The organism is Sinomicrobium sp. (assembly GCA_029266035.1).
In the GTDB taxonomy this organism is placed as follows: domain Bacteria; phylum Bacteroidota; class Bacteroidia; order Flavobacteriales; family Flavobacteriaceae; genus Sinomicrobium.
The window spans coordinates 1-19,544 of sequence record JAJUFH010000025.1 but is presented as its reverse complement, the minus strand read 5'-3'; the positions used below and the strand labels follow the sequence as shown (position 1 = coordinate 19,544).

The window sequence follows — 19,544 nt, the reverse complement described above, 5'->3', positions numbered from 1 at the left end:
GTTATTCTGAATATTTCTTCCCCGTAACCGTAATAGCTGCCAAGAGATCTTTATAACTCATCGACTTGAGGTTCTCATCGATATAAAACGGACTGAGTTTGTCTTCGTTATAGCTGTATAGCTCCCAGTGCTTTTTGTGGTATTCTAGTGAAGTGAGATTTTCTACCCAGTCGCCCGAATTTAGGTAGAGACAGGTGCCGTTACGATTCACCTTCCGTATCATTTTGGGTTGGTGAATATGTCCGCAAACCACGTATTTAAAACCGTTTTCTATGGCGAGATCTGCAACAACTTTTTCGAAGTCGTTGATGTACTTTACCGCCTTCTTAACACTGTTCTTTATTTTTTTGGAAAGCGAGTATTTTTCTCTTCCCATTTTTATGAGTACCCAGTTTATCAAACGGTTTACAACAATCAGAAAATCGTATCCCCATCCGCCCAGTTTGGCAATCCACTTGGTGTGTTGTATGGAAGCGTCAAAGACATCGCCGTGAAAAAACCAAGCCTTCTTGCCGTCGAGGGTGATGCAGAGTTTGTCGAGTATAGCTATATTCCCCATGGAGACATCGCTGAACCTGCGCAGCATTTCGTCGTGGTTTCCAGTGATATAAAACACTTCGGTGCCTTTGGTAGATAGGTCGATAATCTTTTTGATAACCTGTAGATGACTTTTCGGGAAATAACGCTTTCTGAACTGCCAGATGTCTATAATATCTCCGTTTAGGATGAGCTTTTCCGGGGATATACTGTTCAGATAAGACAACAACTCTCCGGCGTGACACCCATAAGTACCCAGGTGCACGTCTGAAATAACAACAATTTCTACTTTTCGTTTTTTCAACGTTTATTCTTTTGTGTAAAAGAAAGCGTTCTGTGTTATTAGAGTATTAATCTCCAATTAACAAAATATGAGTATATCGTTAATAATGTGTGAACTGCATATCCTGTTACAATCAGTTAAGCTCATTAGCGAAGTAAAATTGCGGGGAGTGACTTAAACCAGTGCTAAACCTTGAATAATTAACGATTAAGATTTACTTTTGTCACAAATAATTTTTCATGGCAGGAAACACTTTCGGAACCTTATTCAGGCTCACTACATTCGGAGAATCGCACGGAACCGCCCTCGGGGGTGTAATTGATGGTTGTCCTGCCGGACTGGAACTGGATACAGAGAAGATACAATACGAGCTGAACCGAAGAAAACCGGGGCAGTCGGCTATTGTAACCCAGCGAAAGGAACCCGATGAATTTCGTATACTTTCAGGGGTTTTTGAAGGGAAAACAACTGGAGTGCCTATTGGATTTGTCATTGAAAATACCAATCAGAAGTCTCATGACTATTCGCATATAAAAGACAGTTATCGCCCCAGTCATGCCGATTATGTGTACGATCAGAAATACGGTTTTCGCGATTATAGAGGCGGTGGTCGAAGTTCGGCCAGGGAAACGGCTTGTAGAGTAGTTGGCGGAGCTATAGCCAAACAGTTGCTCAAAGGTGTTACCATAGAGGCTTATGTATCTTCGGTAGGGGATATTTTTCTCGAAAAGCCCTATCAAGATTTAGATTTCTCCAAAAGAGAGGACAATCCTGTACGCTGCCCGGATGCCGAAGTAGCACGTCGTATGGAGGAGTATATCAAGGAAATAAGAAAACAAGGGGATACCGTAGGGGGAACAGTAACTTGTGTAGTGCGAAATGTACCCATAGGTCTCGGCGAACCTGTTTTCGACAAGCTTCACGCCGATCTCGGCAAGGCGATGTTGTCTATCAATGCCGTAAAAGGCTTTGAATACGGCAGCGGATTTTGCGGAGCGAAGATGAAGGGAAGCGAGCACAACGATTTGTACAATCCGGACGGAAGTACTAAAACCAATCTATCCGGAGGTATTCAAGGAGGAATCAGTAACGGAATGGATATCTATTTCAGAGTAGCCTTTAAGCCCGTAGCTACCATTATGCAGTCGCAACCCACCATAGATCGCGACGGTAATATTGTAGAAATGCAAGGCAAGGGAAGGCACGACCCCTGTGTGGTTCCTCGTGCTGTACCTATCGTTGAAGCTATGGCAGCTCTTGTACTGGCCGATCACTTTTTGATGAATAAGAGTGTGAGGTTGTAGTTGGTGGTTTGTTGTTTGTTGTTTGTTGTTTGTGGTTTGTGGTTTGTGGTTGAAAAAATTGGATAATGGAATATGATGTATTGATAGTGGGGGGTGGCCCCATAGGTATAGCTTGTGCTTTGGAAGCTAAGAAAAAAGGATTGCGATATGTGGTTTTGGAAAAGGGGTGTATTGCCAATTCACTGTACAACTATCCGCTTAATATGACCTTTTTTTCTACTTCAGAAAAACTGGAGATTGACAATATTCCCTTTATCAGTATAAAGAGTAAGCCACAAAGAGCCGAAGCACTTGAATATTACAGGAGGATAGTCACTTCAAACAGCCTTGATCTCAGATTGTTTGAAGCGGTTACGGATATAAGTAAAAAAGAAGAAGCTTTTGTGATCACCTCTTCCAAGGAGGTTTACAAGGCAAAGCAGGTGGTAATCGCCACTGGTTTTTACGATATTCCTAATCCGATGGGAGTGCCGGGAGAAGAGCTCAACAAGGTATCTCACTACTACAAAGACCCTCACTACTATGCCGGACAGCGAGTGGTGGTGGTCGGGGCGAGCAATTCGTCGGTCGACGCTGCACTTGAGATTTATCGCAAGGGAGGTGAAGTAACTATGGTGGTGAGACAGGGTGAAATAGGGAGCCGAGTAAAGTATTGGGTAAAACCCGATATAGAAAACAGAATAGCAGAAGGTGCTATTAAAGCCTATTTCAACAGTAATATACGCGAAATAAAAGAAGAAGAAGTTGTGGTAGATTCCCCCGAAGGAACTGTAGTACTGCCCAACGATTTTGTCTTAGCTCTTACGGGATATATGCCAAACTTCGATTTTCTCCGAAAAGCGGGAGTACAGCTTTCCGACGAAGGTCGGTTCTACCCGAAATACGACGCGCAGACTATGGAGACCAATGTCGACGGTTTATACCTTGCCGGTGTGGTCTGTGGTGGAATGGACACTCATCTTTGGTTTATAGAAAATTCGAGAATACACGCCAAACTCATCATGGCCGATATCGTTGCAAAGAAGAGCACAAAAACTGCTCGATATTAGAATCCTTTGTCTAGCAGGTACTGCGTTCTGACATTTTGAGTGTCATCCTATGTTTGCAAGAGCAAGACAAAGGCTCCTCCCTTCAGATGAAGGGGTACCCGAGCGCAGCGATGGGGGGGAGGATTTTGATAGCCTGAATTTTTGGAGTAGCACTAAGGGTTTGGAACATCGGGATGGTCTGGGTTTTCAAACCCTCCGTCATACCTCCGGTATGCCACCGCCCTTTGTCTAAAGGGAGGAGTTGATTGCAAATAGGGGGGAGAGTTTTCAGAACCGCATTCTGAATGATATTTTGGTGTCATTCCGACGATAGGGCCTGTCCGCCGCAGGAGGAAGGAAGGAATCTCTGGATTTGACGTTTTTTAGTTGATTAGTTCGTAGTTGATAGTTGGTAGTGTTTTTGTTTTGTACGAGTCAAACTTCGATTTTTTTCAAGTTCGAAGCCTTGGGGAATACTTCTTACGCTAAATTTTCGAAAACTTTAAAATATTTTTTTCCTAAAAAGAAAATTATTGCCGCAGTTTAAAGTCGTAGATCTTGGCAATGCTGTCGCAGTTTTCTACGGAAATACTGATTTCCTTTGAGTTTAGTACAGCTTCTATAACATAAGTTTTGCAAGAATCTCGTTTGGTGTCGCTTTCAGAAAAGTTGACCTCTCCGTCGGTAAATACGGCTTGAGTAATTCCGGTAGTGTCGATAGCGTTTGCTACAAAAGCTCTTTGTACCTCCTCTTGAAATGTGATTTGTTTACTTCTGATATTCTTCAACACTCGGCAGTTAGGTCCGTAACAAAAAGAAGTACCCTTTTCCCTAAGAAAGAATGTCACCACGACCAATCCGATAGAAAGTCCTATAAGATAGAAACCTATTCGCTTCAGTAAACTCATGTTAATGTGTTTAAACTAATAGTTTATGTTAAAACGTATTGCATTCAGAATATCAACAAATTAATGTCGCGATAAGAAAGGTTAAACCATTCAGCGACGGTCTTGTTGGTCAATATTCCGTGGTAAAAATACAATCCGTTTCTCAAACCACGGTCAAAGCGAAGCGAATTTTCTAGTCCGCCTTCATCGCCGATTTTTAGAAGATAGGGTGTAAATATATTGCTGATAGAAACCGAAGCCGTTCTGGAATAGCGTGCTGGAATATTAGGAACGCAATAATGTACAACCCCGTGTTTTTCAAAAATTGGTTTGTCGTGAGTAGTCACCTCACTGGTTTCAAAGCATCCTCCCATATCTATGCTCACGTCTATTATCACCGATCCCTTTTTCATATTCTCCACCATGGTTTCCGATACCACTACTGGGGCACGGTTATTACCTCTTATAGCTCCAATAACCACATCGCATCGTATAAGTGCTTTAAAAAGACTTTTCGGTTGAAGTGTAGAAGTAAATATAGGTCGGCCTAAATTGGTCTGTATACGTCGAAGGCGAGTTATGGAGTTGTCAAAAATCTTGACACCGGCACCGAGTCCCAATGCAGATCGTGCGGCAAATTCGCCTACGGTTCCCGCTCCGAGGATGACCACATCAACGGGAGGCACTCCACTTATATTGCCAAACATGAGTCCGTTACCACTGTTTACATTGGTCATAAGTTCTGAGGCAATCAGTACCGAAGCCGTGCCAGCGATTTCACTGAGGGATCTCACGGCGGGATAATTGCCGTCTTCGTCTCGTATGTATTCAAAAGCTATGGCGGTGATTCTCTTTTTAGCGAGTTGCTCAAAATAGGTTTTATCCTGTGTCTTTATCTGTAGTGCAGAGATCAGAATTGTTTGCGGATTTATCAGTTCCAGCTCATCTGGAGAAGGAGGTTCTACTTTGAGAATGATAGGGCAGGAATACACCTTTTTAGTATCGGTGGTTATTTCTGCACCGGCATTGCTGTATTCTATATCGCTAAAATTGGCGCCCTCTCCGGCCTTCGACTCTATCAATATCCTGTGACCGTGTGCCGTAAGGGCACTTACTGCATCGGGTGTAAGACATACCCGTTTTTCCTGATAAGCGACCTCTTTAGGAATACCGATAAACAGATTTCCCTTCTGTTTCAGCACCTCCAGCATTTCCTCCTGGGGTAACAGTTGCTGCTTGGTAAAAGGTGACGAAGCTATATTCATAATTAAGTTTACTACAAAATACCGGTTAAGGAACTGTCTAAGTTAAAAATTATTTAGAGAAATGCTCCTTTTCCATATCCAGTTCTTCAAGTTCTCGGTCCAGTTTTTTCATATCGATACCGTTAACCAACTTATCAAACAGTTTTATCCGGATAAAATATACTATGGGAATAATAATAAACATGATGGGAATCAGGTAATAGATCTCGGTTTCATCTATGTATTCCACATCGTCATTGATCACGTGAAAAAGTTGGAAGGCATACATACAAATAGGGATGAGTATGATGTGATACCACCAATGCTTGCAGGTAAAAAACCAAAAAAGAAGAAGGTATAGCGGGATAAACTTACTCACAAAATACCAGGCAGCGGTATAGACATCGGGATAATTTGTGACTTCCAATGTAAAAAGCGCACTCTCCCAAGACTTGCTCTCCGGAAAATTTTCGTAGAGATAAAAAAGATACGGAGATATTGCAATCAGAAAAGCTATAAAACTCCCGAATAACAACGACCTCCGCATTTGCTTTGTCTTTACTTTCTTCATATGGTGAATAACAAAGAGATACGAAGAAAGCAAAAAGACTCCTTATATACAAATCTTTTATCTTAATTATTTATGGGTCAGAAATTAACTGACAAGTGGGTTATAATCAAGCAATCACTCCGTGTTTAGGCGGTTTTTGGAATTTGTCTATAAACGCGAGACCGTGCTTGGGCGGTTTTTGGAATTTATCTATAAATGCGAGACCGTGCTTGGGTGGTTTTTGAAACTTGTCGATTAAGAATACTGTGCCCAAGGCGACTACAAAAGCAAGGGATACAGATAGAAAATAGTGGTTAACCTTAAATGATTTCATGTTTGTTATGCTTTTTGGTTATTTACTTTTGAACAAACGTATCAAAAAAATAAATAGTATTATTTTGTACTTTCATCGTAACTTTATAGCTTTTTATCGAAAAAATAATAAAAAAACGAGGGTTTATTGAAGTGAAGTTGTCACAATATTACGTAAATTCATTTAGTCTTCACGATATAAATCTGTATAATTTTTCCCTTGCTGTTTTTCGTTATGTCGGTCATTTAGCATATAACAGGTGGCGATATGATACAGATAAAGTGTTTGTTTTTGTCGATAAAAAACATATTTTTGAAAGGCGCTAAAAGTGCATAGCCTATGTTCAGTCGAGAGATGTTACAAATATGTATGTGGAGCCTTGTGCTTTTTCCGGAAATCCTGTTGTCGCAGGAATACAAGGTGAGCGGTAAGGTGACTGAAATAGGAGGCACCCCTCTATCTTTTGTCAATGTCACGCTCTTACATCCCTCAGATTCTGCGGTGGTGACGGGAAATTCATCGGATGAAAACGGTCATTTTGTTCTCGAGCGAATCAGAGAAGGGACCTATGTATTAAAAATTTCCTCATTGGGATATACGAGTCATACCATCAATCTTCAGGTTTCCGGAGATATGTCGGTGGGAGAGGTGATGCTCAAGGAAAGTACGGAGGACTTAAGGGAGGTCGTTGTTACCGGACGAAGACCTTTAGTACAGCGGCAGGTGGGTAAATTGATTTTTAATGTAGAACACACCACACTGTCGGCTGGAAATTCGTTTAACATACTTCAAAATACCCCCGGAGTACTCATTGTAAATAACGAGATTAGAATACGGAATTCCGCAGCAGATGTGTATATCAACGGAAAGAAGCTCTATCTAAGTGGAGAGGAGTTAAAAGCTTTTCTCCAAAATTATCCGGGTTCCCATATACAGTCGGTTGAAGTGATCACCTCACCTCAAGCCAACTACGATGCCGATAGCGGTATGGTGTTGAATATAGTAACCTCAAAAAACATCGCTACGGGATATAAGGGAGGGGTCAGTGCTCGGTGGACTCAAGCGATTTTTCCCAAATACAATCTCGGTACCGAGCATTATTTTAAGAGTGATCACCTCGATTTTTTTGCCGCTTACAACTTTTCGCCTTCCAAAGAGTATAAACACGATTTAGATTATATCAATTTCTTTGCCGAGGACGTAACAGCTTCCGGACGTATGGAAACCGATTTTACCCGGATAACACATTCTTACGCTCATAATTTACACACTATTACAGACCTCGAACTAAATGATAAAAATTCACTGAGTCTTTCAGCCAATCTGCAGTACGCTCCGGGAACAGATTACAGCAATCGTGCGATTACTGATGTGTTTGATACCTACGGCGAGCTCGAGTCTTGTTTTCTCACAAACAGCGATTTGAACAACGACCGATCTAACTTGTCGTTCTCCTTGGAATACACGCGTCAGTTGAACGATAGTGATGCTGAATTTAAAAGCCTTTCCAATTATATTTATCACGACGACAGTCAGCTACAACATCTCTACACTTCATATTTTGACGAGTATAGAATACCGGAGAGCAACAGCGCATTCGTCTTTAGCGCCCGACAGCGAAACAATATTTTTACACAGCAATTCGACCTCTCTCTGCCCGGTGCTTCATCCACATTGCGAACAGGTTTAAAATACTCTTCCATACAGAGCAAGAGCAGGGCAGAGTTTTCGGGTGGGGGCATTCCGCAAAATAGCCCTGACGATCATTTTAACTATTACGAGAATATCTATGCCAGTTATATAAATCACACTCGGGAATGGGGAGAAAAACTGTCGACCGTATTGGGAATAAGAAGTGAATACACCGATGTAAATGCGCGTTCTGTAGTGCTCGGACAGGTCAATACTCGCAGCTATTTTGAGCTGTTTCCTTCGGCGAGCCTTAGATACACTCCCAGAAAACACCACGCGTTTGATCTCAATTACAAGCGCAGTTTGAGCAGGCCTTCATATGGTGATTTAAACCCTTACCGCTATTATCTCAACGAAAGGCAGTACGAAGCCGGAAATCCGGCACTCACCCGTGCTGTAGAGCACAAACTGGCACTCGATTATACCTACAAACACCAATACGCCTTTTCCATCTATTATTCGGGGGCTTCCGGAGCCTTGCGCGGACTACCGTATCAGGACAATGCAGCGCGGCTTATCTACACCTCGCTGTACAATATAGACCGAGAATTTCAGTACAGCTTTGACTTCTCTTATTACGGCAATGTATTCGACTGGTGGTACTGTTATGCTTATACCTCTACTTTTTATATGGAGAGCCGTTTCAAGGCTATAGATACCGATCGATCACACAGCCTAAATGTCACCGCGTTTTACGGGCAGTTGTACAATCAGATTCGCTTTGATAATGAGGGGACAACCAATATGGAATTAAGCCTTAACTACCTTTCGGGTATGGTGTCTGGTTCTTTAAAGAGTAAAAACCAGTTTTCTGCCGGACTGGGAGTCACGAGGAGGATGTGGAACAACAGGCTGGTGGCATCGTTGAACGTAGAAGATATTTTCAATACTTCCAGTATATGGTATCACTCTGAGTATGCCAATCAGGACAACGCTTATATTGCCCGTCCCGAAACCAGAAAACTCATTCTGGGACTGAAATACAATTTCGGAAATTACCGCCTGAAAGACAACAACAGAAACACCACTCCCGACGAACAAGAAAGATTGGACGGGTAGTGGTGCTTTAAAGTTTTACGGGATTTCTATTAAATTCCCAGATGTTTGGCGGTATCACTAGGCAATGCCTCTTTGTGAAGCATTACAGAGATTGCTTTCAACCTCATATAGGGAACACTCATATAGATATATCCGCCACTGTCGCCCACACGAGTTTTGTCGGTGCCCCACGAATTTTTAACCTTGTAGTAGATATTTCCTTTTTGGTCTTTTACCTTGCCTACTATGTGCATCAGATGGTCGTCTGTAGTGTGGTAATTTTCAAATTCCTGTTGACGGTATTCGGGTGATACGGCTTTTTCAGGCATTATTTCCGTGAGAATAGCGTGGGCATCGGCAGTGTTTTCAGGAACGATGGCAATACCGTGTTTCTGAGAGAATCCAGCTTCGCTTACATCGCAGTCCAGAGACAGCGTATACCCTTTTTCGAGAGCGTGATCTACAACCTGAATAAACTCGTCTAATGGCAGATTGTACAGACTTCCGTTTGAAAAGTTATCCGGAATATTCAACACAAAATCTTCGTAAAAAGGACGGTGGGTAAAAGAGGTAACCGTAATGTAATTTTCAGGCTTTATCCCGGTCATTTCCATAAACGACTGAGGGGTATACTCTTTACCTTCAAAGGTAAAAGACGCTATTCTTTTCCCGAGATAAGTGTCCAACACATTTTCAACAGCCTCTTTCCATTTTGGAGAAAGGGTTTTTGCAGGGTTTTCGATATATACATCGAGCATCCCTTTGAGTACCGACACCAATTCGGTGTGATTGTGTTTTTCCTCGCCCTCCTTCAGTCCGGTGTACAACTTCTGTGGCACCATTCCGTATTCCGCGATACTGTTTATAACATCGTGAGCCAGTCCGCCCTGGCTAAACTGAGCTTTCCCTTGTCGCATAACGTAATTCCACGCTTTTTTAGAATAAGTATTTCTCACATTGTACATTTCAGAAATATCGATATGCTTTCCCGACATGCGAATGATTTCTGATTCGAGAAAAGAGGAGGTCGCAAAACTCCAGCAGGTTCCGGTAATATCCTGACTTATTACAGGGTTGGCTTCCAGGTCGATAAGTTTGTCAAAACTGTATTGTTGGGAAAATGCAAGGCTAGTACAGCACAAGCACCCAAGATAGAGAAGAAATTTTTTCATTCTGTGATATTACTTTTAAAAGACTAAAAAGGATTAATTTTACGCAAAATAACAAAATTATGAGTAAAGCTGATTGGAAAGTAGTCAAAGAATACGAAGACATCACTTATAAAAAATGCGGCGGAGTGGCTCGAATAGCCTTCAATCGTCCCAATGTACGCAATGCCTTTCGGCCTAAAACTGTAGGCGAACTTTTTGAAGCCTTTCTCGACGCTCGGGAAGATACCTCTATCGGAGTGGTTTTACTATCTGCTGAAGGACCTTCTACCAAAGACGGAGTGTATTCCTTTTGCAGTGGAGGGGATCAGAATGCCAGAGGTCACCAAGGCTATGTAGACGACGACGGTATGCCGAGACTCAACATACTAGAAGTACAACGCCTTATTCGTTTTATGCCCAAGGTGGTTATCGCCGTGGTACCGGGCTGGGCAGTAGGAGGAGGGCACAGCTTACACGTGGTTTGCGACCTTACTCTCGCCAGTAAAGAACACGCTGTTTTTAAACAAACTGATGCCGATGTGACCAGTTTTGACGGTGGATACGGTTCGGCTTATCTCGCTAAGATGGTAGGACAGAAACGCGCTCGCGAAATATTCTTTCTCGGTAGAAACTACTCCGCTCAAGAGGCTTTCGAGATGGGAATGGTCAATGCAGTAATCCCACACGAAGAACTCGAAGACACTGCTTTTGAATGGGCTCGGGAAATACTGGCCAAATCGCCTACATCTATAAAAATGCTGAAGTTTGCCTTTAATGCTACCGACGACGGTATGGTAGGACAGCAGGTATTTGCAGGTGAGGCTACCCGATTGGCCTATATGACCGACGAAGCCAAAGAAGGACGCAACGCTTTCTTAGAAAAGAGAAAGCCCGACTTTAGCAATATTAAATGGATACCTTAAACCTCAGGAGAGAATGACAAAGACAAAAGCCTTTGTAGAAGCTGCGCGTTTACGCACCTTACCTCTTTCTGTAGCAGGAATTATTACTGGAACAGGCCTAGCCGTTGCCAGAGGACACTTTAACTGGAAAATATGTGTACTGGCCTTGCTCACTACCGTAGGCTTTCAGGTGCTTTCCAATTTTGCCAACGATTACGGCGATGGAGTAAAAGGAACGGATAACAAAGATCGTGTAGGACCGCAAAGAGCCCTGCAGAGCGGAGTAGTTACTCCTTCTGAAATGAAAAAGGCTATAGCGATTACCATAGGGATAACCCTGCTCATCGCCATATTGCTTATTTACGTGTCTTTTGGGAGTCAGAATTTCTTGTATTCACTGGTGTTTTTCTTTTTGGGAATAGCATCTGTAGTAGCTGCGATTAAATACACGGTAGGGAAATCTGCCTATGGGTACAACGGATTTGGAGATGTTTTTGTCTTCCTGTTTTTTGGGTTCTTAAGTGTAGCCGGAAGCTATTTTCTCTATACTAAAAGTCTGGATTGGACGGTTTTTCTCCCGGCGGCTTCTATCGGTTTGCTGAGTACCGGCGTACTCAACCTAAACAATATGCGCGATGAAGAGAGCGATGCCGCATCCGGAAAAAACACTCTGGTTGTAAAGATAGGAGGGAAGGCGGCAAAAAAATATCACTATACCATACTGATACTGTCATTAGTACTGTTTTTACTTTTTGCTGTCGACCAAAGTTTTTATATTTATCAATACGTATTTTTCCTCGCCTTTGTTCCGGTCTTCTTTCACCTCTCTGCGGTAAGGGAAAACAGAAATCCCAAAACACTGGATCCGGAACTCAAAAAGCTGGCGTTGAGTACTTTTTTGCTGTCGCTGCTTTTTCTCGCAGCACAGTGTATGTAATGTTTAATTTGATAAAGAAACAGCTATGAAAATCACATTTTACGGACACGCCTGTTTGGGAATAGAGACCGGAGATATCAATATACTGGTCGACCCTTATATATCTGCCAACGAAAAGGCTTCTCATATCGATATCAATCAGATAAAAGCCGATTATATTCTGGTCACTCATGCCCATCAGGATCATACCCTCGACGTAGAAACTATCGCAAAACACACCGGAGCTATGGTGATATCCAATTATGAAATAGCAGGGCATTTCGGTGATAAAGGTCTAGAAGTACACCCTATGAACCACGGTGGGAGCTGGGATTTTGAATTTGGAAAACTGAAATATGTAAATGCTATACACACCTCTTCATTCGCAGACGGTAGCTACGGAGGGCAGCCCGGAGGTTTTGTCATAGAGGGAGAAAACAAAAATATCTATATCGCAGGCGATACCGCGCTGACTATGGATATGAAGCTCATCCCGATGTATATCAAACTCGACCTCGCTATACTGCCTATAGGTGATAATTTTACTATGGGAGTAGACGATGCCATTATAGCTTCCGATTTTGTAGAATGCGATAAAATCCTAGGTTGTCATTACGATACTTTTGGATATATAGAAATAAACCACGAAGAAGCCAAACGAAAGTTTTTTGACAAAGGAAAAGATTTGATGCTGCTGGATATAGGAGAGAGTATTGAGTTGTAGAAGAGGAGACTAGGAGAGGAGGAGACTGGGAGAAGAGGAGATTAGGAGAGGAGGAGACTGAGAGAAGAGGAGATTAGGAGAGGAGGAGACTGGGAGAAGAGGAGACTGGGAGAGGAGGAGACTGAGAGAAGAGGAGATTAGGAGAGGAGGAGACTGGGAGAAGAGGAGACTAGGAGGTTTGGTGATGGACTGTGAATATTGGATAAATGAAATGGGGAAAATAATCAAAACACATAAAGATTTAAGGGTCTATCAGCTTTCGTTTGAATCGGGGATGGAAATATTTGAAGTGTCTAAATCTTTTCCGAAAGAGGAAAGGTATTCTCGGACTGATCAAATTAGGAGGTCGTCTAGGTCTGTATCAGGAAATCTGGCAGAAGCATGGAGAAAAAGAAGATATCCTAAGGCTTTTGTAGCAAAATTGACAGATGCCGAAGGGGAAGCTGCTGAAACCCAAGTATGGCTAGATTACGCGCTATCGTGTAGTTATGTAAAAAAAGAAATCTACGATAACCTCTATGAAAAGTATAATTTTATTCTGGGGATGTTAGTCAAAATGATACTAAACCCGGAAAAGTGGAATTCATAAAAAGTAATGATTCAAATAGATAACTCAGAGATTTTGCTCCGCGTCTCTCCATCTCCAAGTCTCAATTACATAGATTATCGATGAGAGCATCATATAACAAATATACACTTCGATTCAAACGCCCCAGTGGAACTTCCAGGGGGATACTCACAGAAAAGGAAACCTGGTTTGTCTTTTTGGAAGAAGAGGGGAAAAAGGGAATAGGGGAGTGTGGTATACTGAGAGGGTTGAGCGCGGACGACAGAGACGATTATGAAGACAAACTCCGTTGGCTGTGCGATAATATAGAACTTGGAGAAGAGGTGCTGTATGCTCAGCTGAAAGAGTTTCCATCCATACAATTCGGACTCGAACAGGCTTTTCTATCGCTGCGTTCACCATCTCCTTTTTTGCTCTATCCTTCTAACTTTACTTCAGGACAAGAAGTCATATCCATCAACGGATTGGTGTGGATGGGAGACAAATCCTTTATGCGAGAGCAAATCAGAGAAAAACTGGATTCGGGTTTTAGTTGTATTAAAATGAAGATCGGTGCCATAGATTTTGATACCGAATTGGAATTACTACAATCTATACGAAAAGAATTTTCTGTCGATGAAATCGAGATCAGGGTAGATGCCAATGGTGCTTTTACCTCAAGTAACGCTTTGGAAAAACTGAAAATACTATCCGAATTGTCACTCCACTCTATCGAGCAACCCGTAAAACAAGGGCAATGGGAGTTGATGGCTCGCCTCTGTGAGCAAACTCCACTGCCGATAGCTCTAGACGAAGAACTGATAGGGGTTTTTAACGAAGACGTAAAGCAGAAACTCTTTCAAACTATCAAGCCACAATACATCATACTAAAACCAAGTCTAGTTGGAGGACATAAAGGCAGTGAATCATGGATAAAACTTGCCGAGAAATACGGGGCTGGTTGGTGGATTACCAGCGCTCTAGAAAGCAATATCGGACTCAATGCTATAGCGCAGTGGACGCATACGCTAGGCAATCCTATGCCACAAGGACTGGGTACCGGGAGTCTTTATACCAATAATATAGAAAGTCCGCTCACCGTGTCAAAAGGCAGTTTACGCTACGGGGAGGACAATCTATGGGATACAAGTACTTTAAAAAACTGAAAATATGTATATAGAACAGGCATTAAAAGGTAAACACGAGCTTTGGAGGTATATTATTGGAGTATGTGTGGTTTTCGGAGGGAGCCAGATTATAGGAGCAATACTCTTGGGAGGGGCAATGACTGTAAAAGCCCTGTCGGGAGGAGAAATAGATATGTCCGATCCTATGGCCGTTCTCAAAATATACGACCCCAATATCATGCTAGTGCTTATGTTGTTGCCTTTTGCATTAGGGCTGTTAGGATTGATATTGTGGATGAAACCGATACACAATTTACCCTTTAAAGTACTGCATTCTTACCGGCAGAAATTGGACTGGAAAAGAGTTTTCTTTTCCTTCGGACTATGGGGGGGTATAAGTGTACTCTTTATTTGGGTTGGATATTTTATCTCTCCGGAAGATTACGAGTGGAATTTCAAGCTCGTTCCCTTTGTGATTATGTGTGTGATTGCCGTAGTGTTGATTCCCTTGCAGACCAGTTTTGAGGAGTATATTTTCAGAGGATACTTGATGCAAGGTCTAGGAGCCTTTGCCAAGAATCGCTGGGTTCCACTGATCATCACCTCTGTGGTATTCGGATTGATGCACATCTTTAATCCCGAAATTGGCAAAATGGGGTATATAGCCTTGGTAGCCTATATCGGAATAGGATTCTTTTTAGGAATCATCACGCTGATGGACGAAGGCTTGGAATTGGCATTGGGTTTCCACGCAGCCAACAACCTCTTTATCGCCCTTTTTGTCACCGCCGATTGGACGGCTTTTCAAACTCATTCCGTGTTAAAGGATGTGTCCGACCCCTCTGTCGGACTGGAGATTTTCTTCCCGCTGATTGTACTCTACCCCTCATTGACGCTCATCTTTGCCAGGAAATACGGGTGGACAGGTTGGAAAGAGAAGCTGTTCGGACGTACCGACGCTCCCGAAGAACCTGAAGTCATTATCGATAAATCACTCTAAAGCCTTAATTTATGTCTGTAAACACCCTTACCAGGAATATAGATATCACGTATAAGAATATTCACAATCGCTTTAAAATCAACGGTAGCTATTACGATCTCGAAGCACTGGCAGAGGTGGCCTGCGATTATATCAAAGAAGGAGATGATTACCAAAAGGCTATAGGAGACTTCCTGTTGGAGTGGCTCGACAGTTCAGAAGATCTTGTCGTTAAGACTTCTGGATCTACAGGAACCCCAAAGGAAATTGTGTTGAAAAAGCAAAATATGGTGCATTCGGCTCTCGCTACCGGAAACTTTTTTGATATAAAGGTAGAAGACAGCGCATTACTCTGTTTACCCGCCACCTATATCGCAGGGAAAATGATGCTGGTCAGAGCGATTATCCTCGGACTGGAACTTGATCTCGTTCCACCTTCGTCCACTCCCTTAGAGAGCAGTACAAAAGCCTATGACTTTGTAGCGATGACCCCCATGCAGGTAGAGCATTCGCTAAACGAGTTAGATCGAGTAAAGATCTTATTAGTAGGAGGAGCACCGATGTCCGACAAGCTCAAAGAGGCACTGCCACAAGAGTGCAGTGTTTTTGAAACCTATGGAATGACAGAGACCATAACCCATATTGCCGCTAAAAGAGTAGGAGTAGAGGGAGAGGACTATTTCAAGACCATTCCCGGAGTGAGCCTATCTCTAGATGAAAGGGGATGTCTAGTTATTCACGCCCCTCAAATCACCAGCGAGACTATAGTGACCAACGATCTTGTAGAGCTGCTTTCAGATACCTCCTTTAAATGGTTGGGGCGTATAGATCACGTTATTAATTCGGGAGGAGTAAAACTGATCCCGGAACAGATAGAAGCCAAATTAGACCAACTGCTCAAAGGACGTTTTTACGTAACCGCTATGCCCGATGATACCTTGGGAGAAAAATTGGTGCTGTTTGTAGAGCAGCAAAGCAATCCCGGCTGCAGTACAGAAGAGATAAAAAAAGGAATAGACCAGCTTAGCGAACTCGACAAATACGAAAAACCCAGGGAGATCTTTATCGTAAAAAAAATTAAAGAAACCTCCAGCGGGAAAATATTAAGACATAGTAAGTTGTAATTCTGTTTAGAATTAGCAAGTCAATTAATGCCGATTTGTATTGCATACTTTAGAATACAGTTATATATTTGCACCGCTTTTGCGCAAACGACTACACAGTTTAGTCGAAGTAATAAAGCGCAAATAACGGTCGCGTAGCTCAGCTGGATAGAGCATCTGCCTTCTAAGCAGACGGTCACAGGTTCGAATCCTGTCGCGATCACCTCTAGGGACAAATCTGAAAACAACAGATTTGTCCCTTTTTTATTCCCTTATATTTTACTGATATTCTGACAGTTATACATTGACTTGAAAATTACCTTCGGGGTTCGATGTTGTGTCTTGTAAAATCACCGAAATTTAGGGAACATCGAACCCGCTTTTACTTATTTTTATATAATTCAATTGATTTTCAACACCTTATACTATTTCATTAAAAAGTAAGTATGCTGTTCGTTTCATTTTCACGGGCAAAGATAAATCAGTGTTTTTACGCTTTACAAGGTCAAGCCTTCGGTTTGCTGAAAAATCTCCATCCGCTTTTGGCGGATCGTATTTTTCAGTCAAAACCTTGTTTCAGCGAAACACTGACCTTTTTGGCCCATAAAACGAAACATAGCATACTCCGACCTTTGAACGAATAAATGGTAGTGATAGAGAAACAAAACAGCACCTCCTCTCATTACCGAATAAATAAAAAGAAGTTGTCAGACTGATATATGGAAAGCCGTCATGCCCTCCTGAAACCTTGCTGTCTATCTATCAAGGCAGTCGTATGGCTTGAATGCAAGCAAGCTCGGCTGATGGACGCCTAATAACTCAGAAACTTTCTGTTTCCCTAAACAGAGCAAGTTATGTTTTGAGGCACTCGAAACCCATTCTGTGCCTCAAAACTACTTGCCCTTACAGGTGATATTAACACCCTCCGAAGTCGGTCGTATAACTATTTTACTATTTTAGAACCTATTAAATTGAACCTTACCTTTTGTACAATTCGTCCATTTTCTTGATAAGCGTTTCCCGAAGTGTGTCAAGGAATTTTGTTTGGTTCATCTTCCGGTTTCTAAGTTCCAAATAAGTCTGATAGAAATTGCCCAAATTGATGCCGAATACACTTTCAAAATATTGGGCTACTTCTCTTATGTCGTTGTTCCCGTTGTCAAACACATTTTGATAATACAGGGCATAAATCAGTTCTATCAAGGCTACTTTGCTACCTGTCCATTTCAGCCTCTTTTGGGCTTTTGATTTGTTCTTTTGGAACTTGTGGTATAATTGGTCTTCGATGTAGACCTGTATCAAATCGTTGGCTATTATCTTGGCAACGTTGTAATCATGTGATGTAGAAAAATTGTGGTCTGACTGGAAATAATAAGTGTCCAACCATAGCTTTATATCGTGGTTACCCCTTAAAAACATTTTCTCGTCGAGGAACGAGTTATTGCTACGGTAGTACTTGTAAAAATCGAGGTTGTTGTCAAAGAACCTTTTTAGCTTTTTCAGTTCTTTGTTAAGGCATTTCCTTATGGGCTTTGTTCCATAAGGCTTTTTTGTTTCGATTTTGTAGATGGCATTGTAGTATATGAGCTTGGCAACAATGGCAGGTTTCTGATATTTGAAAAAACGGATTTCTTCATCGGTGTTTTTAAAACCTCTTTTCAGTATGCAAATTCATGTAGCTTTTTCGTCTAAATTCAGTGCCATTACAAAAAAGTCGAATTTCTGAGAACCAATGTTTTGTGAATACTGACTTATTATCTGATAACCCTTTTTGTGATAAAAATTTATTGCCTTTTGATTCTGTTTTAATACAGAGAGCCAAATACGCTGATATTTCAAAGCAATTATTTCTTGCATTAAAATTTTATGCAGTTCTTTACCGATTCCTTTGCTTATAATTTTTTTTACGACATAAATCTTATCAAGATAGCACGTATTTGGTGGGATTATCAATTGGCTTGTGAAGTCCAGTTTAACTTTCGCATAACCAACAGGAATGCTATCGTAGAAAGCAATCCAATAAATGGATTCCGCTTTTAGTATACTGTCGTGAATCCTTTTTTCCGAAAAAATGTCTTCCAAGTAATCCAACAGGTCGTTCTTGTCGTTGAAAAAAGACTCAAACGTATTTGAAAATGTTATACGTCCCAATTTTGAAATAGTTATCACGTCATCTATGTCGGCTTTTCTAATATTTATCATAAGTAAGTATGTTTAAGATGGCTGCTTTTTCTATCGTATAAAGTTCATGGGATAGGTCGGTACAATTTGACCTTTTAGGATTTTTTGAAGTTTGGAAGCCATAAGCCTTTTTGTCAAAGGCTTGAGATAATCGAGATAGAGAACTCCCTCGGTATGGTCGTATTCGTGTTGTATCATTCGCGCGGTCGTTCCACTGAATGTACGGATTTGCTTTTTAAAATTCCGATTATAATATTCAATCGTTATCGCCCAATTCCGCTTTACTTTGTAGAATAAATTTGGAATACTTAAACAGCCCTCTTCGTCTTCCCAAAGTTCTTCAGACCGTTGGATGATTTTGGCATTGATGAAAGTTTCCATTATGCCTTTATCATCTTGGGGGAAATAAAACTTTCTTTCTTCTTCTCCGAGGTTATCAAAAGTTGATTTACTGTCCACGATAAACAATCTAACCGGAAGTCCTATCTGTGGTGATGCCAATCCGCAACCATTGGCATTTTCCATAGTTTCCCACATATCGGCAATTAATTTATCCAATTCAGGATAATCCTTTTCGATGTAGTTGCATTTCTGTTTTAAGATATGGTGTCCGTATGCTAAGATGGATCGTTTCATTATTCTTTGGATTTTTCAACAAATTTCCAAAGAATAAACATGGTAGGCAATGAACCTATGTTAAGTATTTGCGCACGGATTCCGTTGATTTTCAACGATGTTCGTGATTGCTATGCAATTTGCCTGCGTATCCGGCTCAAAGCCTGTGGTGTTATCCCGATATAGGAAGCAACGTATTTTAACGGAATGAATTTTAAAATATCAGGTTGCTCATTGAACAGGTTTAGATACCGTTCTTTGGCTGTATGTTTTAAAAGCGACAATTCTCTTTTGCTTTTTTGCAAAAACAGTTTCTCCGACACAAAACGCCCTAAATAGTTTCCTGCTTTGGTCTCTGCATATACTTTTTGCAAATCATCATAAGATATTTGCCAAACCACGGTTTCCGTCAATGCCTGCAAT

Annotated in this window: 21 protein-coding genes and 1 tRNA gene; 12 read left to right on the top strand and 10 right to left on the bottom strand. The window is 41.6% G+C overall.

Translation table 11 applies throughout. The annotated features are described in order from the left end of the window. Position 1 precedes the first annotated feature (1 nt). The gene (locus tag ACYZZR_RS11005) at positions 2 to 841 is read right to left on the bottom strand and encodes a UDP-2,3-diacylglucosamine diphosphatase (RefSeq protein WP_461534057.1); all 840 of its coding nucleotides are present in this window, start codon (positions 839 to 841) and stop codon (positions 2 to 4) included. A 218-nt stretch (positions 842 to 1,059) separates the two neighbouring features. Here ACYZZR_RS11005 and aroC point away from each other — a divergent pair, with 218 nt between their 5' ends. The 3 genes from aroC to ACYZZR_RS10990 all read left to right on the top strand — a co-directional run bounded on the left by aroC (position 1,060) and on the right by ACYZZR_RS10990 (position 3,405). Beyond that, complete coding sequence (gene aroC, locus ACYZZR_RS11000) at positions 1,060 to 2,124, top strand: chorismate synthase (protein ID WP_461534056.1); 1,065 nt, start codon at positions 1,060 to 1,062, stop codon at positions 2,122 to 2,124. Between the two features lie 65 nt (positions 2,125 to 2,189). Further along, positions 2,190 to 3,173, top strand: a complete 984-nt coding sequence (locus ACYZZR_RS10995; RefSeq protein ID WP_461534055.1) for a YpdA family putative bacillithiol disulfide reductase — start codon at positions 2,190 to 2,192, stop codon at positions 3,171 to 3,173. A 49-nt stretch (positions 3,174 to 3,222) separates the two neighbouring features. Then, positions 3,223 to 3,405 carry a hypothetical protein gene (locus ACYZZR_RS10990; RefSeq protein ID WP_461534054.1) on the top strand — a complete coding sequence of 61 codons (183 nt, stop codon included), beginning with the start codon at positions 3,223 to 3,225 and terminating at the stop codon, positions 3,403 to 3,405. A gap of 277 nt (positions 3,406 to 3,682) precedes the next feature. Here ACYZZR_RS10990 and ACYZZR_RS10985 read toward each other — a convergent pair whose 3' ends face one another. From ACYZZR_RS10985 to ACYZZR_RS10970, 4 genes are all read right to left on the bottom strand, one after another. Continuing rightward, a complete protein-coding gene (locus ACYZZR_RS10985; protein ID WP_461534053.1) occupies positions 3,683 to 4,060 on the bottom strand; it encodes a hypothetical protein in 378 nt (125 codons plus the stop codon). 44 nt (positions 4,061 to 4,104) lie between these two features. Beyond that, positions 4,105 to 5,304 (bottom strand): alanine dehydrogenase, encoded by a 1,200-nt coding sequence (locus tag ACYZZR_RS10980; RefSeq protein WP_461534052.1) that lies wholly within the window; start codon positions 5,302 to 5,304, stop codon positions 4,105 to 4,107. Between the two features lie 49 nt (positions 5,305 to 5,353). Beyond that, positions 5,354 to 5,854, bottom strand: coding sequence for a hypothetical protein (locus tag ACYZZR_RS10975; protein ID WP_461534051.1), 501 nt, complete (start codon positions 5,852 to 5,854; stop codon positions 5,354 to 5,356). Positions 5,855 to 5,960: 106 nt separating this feature from the next. Continuing rightward, positions 5,961 to 6,167: a hypothetical protein gene (locus ACYZZR_RS10970; RefSeq protein WP_461534050.1), complete on the bottom strand. Its 207-nt coding sequence runs from the start codon at positions 6,165 to 6,167 to the stop codon at positions 5,961 to 5,963. Positions 6,168 to 6,485: 318 nt separating this feature from the next. Between ACYZZR_RS10970 and ACYZZR_RS10965 the strand changes: the two genes are divergently transcribed. Beyond that, entirely contained in the window at positions 6,486 to 8,897 is a 2,412-nt protein-coding gene (locus ACYZZR_RS10965; RefSeq protein WP_461534049.1) for a TonB-dependent receptor domain-containing protein, read from the top strand. Positions 8,898 to 8,926: 29 nt separating this feature from the next. Here the strand turns inward: ACYZZR_RS10965 and ACYZZR_RS10960 are convergent, their stop codons facing one another. After that, a complete protein-coding gene (locus ACYZZR_RS10960; RefSeq protein ID WP_461534048.1) occupies positions 8,927 to 10,048 on the bottom strand; it encodes a C1 family peptidase in 1,122 nt (373 codons plus the stop codon). 59 nt (positions 10,049 to 10,107) lie between these two features. Between ACYZZR_RS10960 and ACYZZR_RS10955 the strand changes: the two genes are divergently transcribed. The 8 genes from ACYZZR_RS10955 (at position 10,108) to ACYZZR_RS10920 (ending at position 16,548) form a co-directional block, all read left to right on the top strand. Beyond that, positions 10,108 to 10,950: a 1,4-dihydroxy-2-naphthoyl-CoA synthase gene (locus tag ACYZZR_RS10955; protein WP_461534047.1), complete on the top strand. Its 843-nt coding sequence runs from the start codon at positions 10,108 to 10,110 to the stop codon at positions 10,948 to 10,950. 13 nt (positions 10,951 to 10,963) lie between these two features. Further along, the gene (locus ACYZZR_RS10950; RefSeq protein ID WP_461534046.1) at positions 10,964 to 11,866 is read left to right on the top strand and encodes a 1,4-dihydroxy-2-naphthoate polyprenyltransferase; all 903 of its coding nucleotides are present in this window, start codon (positions 10,964 to 10,966) and stop codon (positions 11,864 to 11,866) included. Positions 11,867 to 11,891: 25 nt separating this feature from the next. Further along, the gene (locus tag ACYZZR_RS10945) at positions 11,892 to 12,569 is read left to right on the top strand and encodes a metal-dependent hydrolase (protein ID WP_461534045.1); all 678 of its coding nucleotides are present in this window, start codon (positions 11,892 to 11,894) and stop codon (positions 12,567 to 12,569) included. Positions 12,570 to 12,780: 211 nt separating this feature from the next. Further along, entirely contained in the window at positions 12,781 to 13,158 is a 378-nt protein-coding gene (locus ACYZZR_RS10940) for a four helix bundle protein (RefSeq protein WP_461534044.1), read from the top strand. 80 nt (positions 13,159 to 13,238) lie between these two features. Next, complete coding sequence (locus ACYZZR_RS10935) at positions 13,239 to 14,282, top strand: o-succinylbenzoate synthase (RefSeq protein ID WP_461534043.1); 1,044 nt, start codon at positions 13,239 to 13,241, stop codon at positions 14,280 to 14,282. 4 nt (positions 14,283 to 14,286) lie between these two features. Next, on the top strand, positions 14,287 to 15,243 hold the full coding sequence (locus ACYZZR_RS10930; protein WP_461534042.1) for a lysostaphin resistance A-like protein: 957 nt from the start codon (positions 14,287 to 14,289) through the stop codon (positions 15,241 to 15,243). Between the two features lie 11 nt (positions 15,244 to 15,254). After that, positions 15,255 to 16,346 (top strand): AMP-binding protein, encoded by a 1,092-nt coding sequence (locus ACYZZR_RS10925; RefSeq protein ID WP_461534041.1) that lies wholly within the window; start codon positions 15,255 to 15,257, stop codon positions 16,344 to 16,346. Between the two features lie 128 nt (positions 16,347 to 16,474). Further along, positions 16,475 to 16,548 (top strand) — tRNA-Arg (locus ACYZZR_RS10920). Between the two features lie 755 nt (positions 16,549 to 17,303). Here ACYZZR_RS10920 and ACYZZR_RS10915 read toward each other — a convergent pair. From ACYZZR_RS10915 to ACYZZR_RS10900, 4 genes are all read right to left on the bottom strand, one after another. After that, on the bottom strand, positions 17,304 to 17,954 hold the full coding sequence (locus tag ACYZZR_RS10915; protein ID WP_461534076.1) for an RteC domain-containing protein: 651 nt from the start codon (positions 17,952 to 17,954) through the stop codon (positions 17,304 to 17,306). 42 nt (positions 17,955 to 17,996) lie between these two features. Then, positions 17,997 to 18,527: a GNAT family N-acetyltransferase gene (locus ACYZZR_RS10910; protein ID WP_461534040.1), complete on the bottom strand. Its 531-nt coding sequence runs from the start codon at positions 18,525 to 18,527 to the stop codon at positions 17,997 to 17,999. A gap of 30 nt (positions 18,528 to 18,557) precedes the next feature. Next, positions 18,558 to 19,142: a peptide deformylase gene (gene def, locus ACYZZR_RS10905; protein WP_461534039.1), complete on the bottom strand. Its 585-nt coding sequence runs from the start codon at positions 19,140 to 19,142 to the stop codon at positions 18,558 to 18,560. A 110-nt stretch (positions 19,143 to 19,252) separates the two neighbouring features. Continuing rightward, positions 19,253 to 19,544, bottom strand: a 292-nt coding sequence (locus ACYZZR_RS10900; protein ID WP_461534038.1) for a Crp/Fnr family transcriptional regulator, incomplete at its 5' end; no start/stop codon positions are given.

What these genes read in the sequence shown, in the direction of transcription:
- ACYZZR_RS10975 (WP_461534051.1), bottom strand. Translation starts at nt 5,854, where the DNA reads ATGAAGAAAGTAAAGACAAAGCAAATGCGGAGGTCGTTGTTATTCGGG.
- ACYZZR_RS10940 (WP_461534044.1), top strand. Translation starts at nt 12,781, where the DNA reads ATGGGGAAAATAATCAAAACACATAAAGATTTAAGGGTCTATCAGCTT.
- def (WP_461534039.1), bottom strand. Translation starts at nt 19,142, where the DNA reads ATGAAACGATCCATCTTAGCATACGGACACCATATCTTAAAACAGAAA.
- ACYZZR_RS10960 (WP_461534048.1), bottom strand. Translation starts at nt 10,048, where the DNA reads ATGAAAAAATTTCTTCTCTATCTTGGGTGCTTGTGCTGTACTAGCCTT.
- ACYZZR_RS10925 (WP_461534041.1), top strand. Translation starts at nt 15,255, where the DNA reads ATGTCTGTAAACACCCTTACCAGGAATATAGATATCACGTATAAGAAT.
- ACYZZR_RS10955 (WP_461534047.1), top strand. Translation starts at nt 10,108, where the DNA reads ATGAGTAAAGCTGATTGGAAAGTAGTCAAAGAATACGAAGACATCACT.
- ACYZZR_RS10970 (WP_461534050.1), bottom strand. Translation starts at nt 6,167, where the DNA reads ATGAAATCATTTAAGGTTAACCACTATTTTCTATCTGTATCCCTTGCT.
- ACYZZR_RS10985 (WP_461534053.1), bottom strand. Translation starts at nt 4,060, where the DNA reads ATGAGTTTACTGAAGCGAATAGGTTTCTATCTTATAGGACTTTCTATC.
- ACYZZR_RS10990 (WP_461534054.1), top strand. Translation starts at nt 3,223, where the DNA reads ATGTTTGCAAGAGCAAGACAAAGGCTCCTCCCTTCAGATGAAGGGGTA.
- aroC (WP_461534056.1), top strand. Translation starts at nt 1,060, where the DNA reads ATGGCAGGAAACACTTTCGGAACCTTATTCAGGCTCACTACATTCGGA.
- ACYZZR_RS10935 (WP_461534043.1), top strand. Translation starts at nt 13,239, where the DNA reads ATGAGAGCATCATATAACAAATATACACTTCGATTCAAACGCCCCAGT.
- ACYZZR_RS10910 (WP_461534040.1), bottom strand. Translation starts at nt 18,527, where the DNA reads ATGATAAATATTAGAAAAGCCGACATAGATGACGTGATAACTATTTCA.
- ACYZZR_RS10945 (WP_461534045.1), top strand. Translation starts at nt 11,892, where the DNA reads ATGAAAATCACATTTTACGGACACGCCTGTTTGGGAATAGAGACCGGA.
- ACYZZR_RS10995 (WP_461534055.1), top strand. Translation starts at nt 2,190, where the DNA reads ATGGAATATGATGTATTGATAGTGGGGGGTGGCCCCATAGGTATAGCT.
- ACYZZR_RS10950 (WP_461534046.1), top strand. Translation starts at nt 10,964, where the DNA reads ATGACAAAGACAAAAGCCTTTGTAGAAGCTGCGCGTTTACGCACCTTA.
- ACYZZR_RS10965 (WP_461534049.1), top strand. Translation starts at nt 6,486, where the DNA reads ATGTTCAGTCGAGAGATGTTACAAATATGTATGTGGAGCCTTGTGCTT.
- ACYZZR_RS10930 (WP_461534042.1), top strand. Translation starts at nt 14,287, where the DNA reads ATGTATATAGAACAGGCATTAAAAGGTAAACACGAGCTTTGGAGGTAT.
- ACYZZR_RS10980 (WP_461534052.1), bottom strand. Translation starts at nt 5,304, where the DNA reads ATGAATATAGCTTCGTCACCTTTTACCAAGCAGCAACTGTTACCCCAG.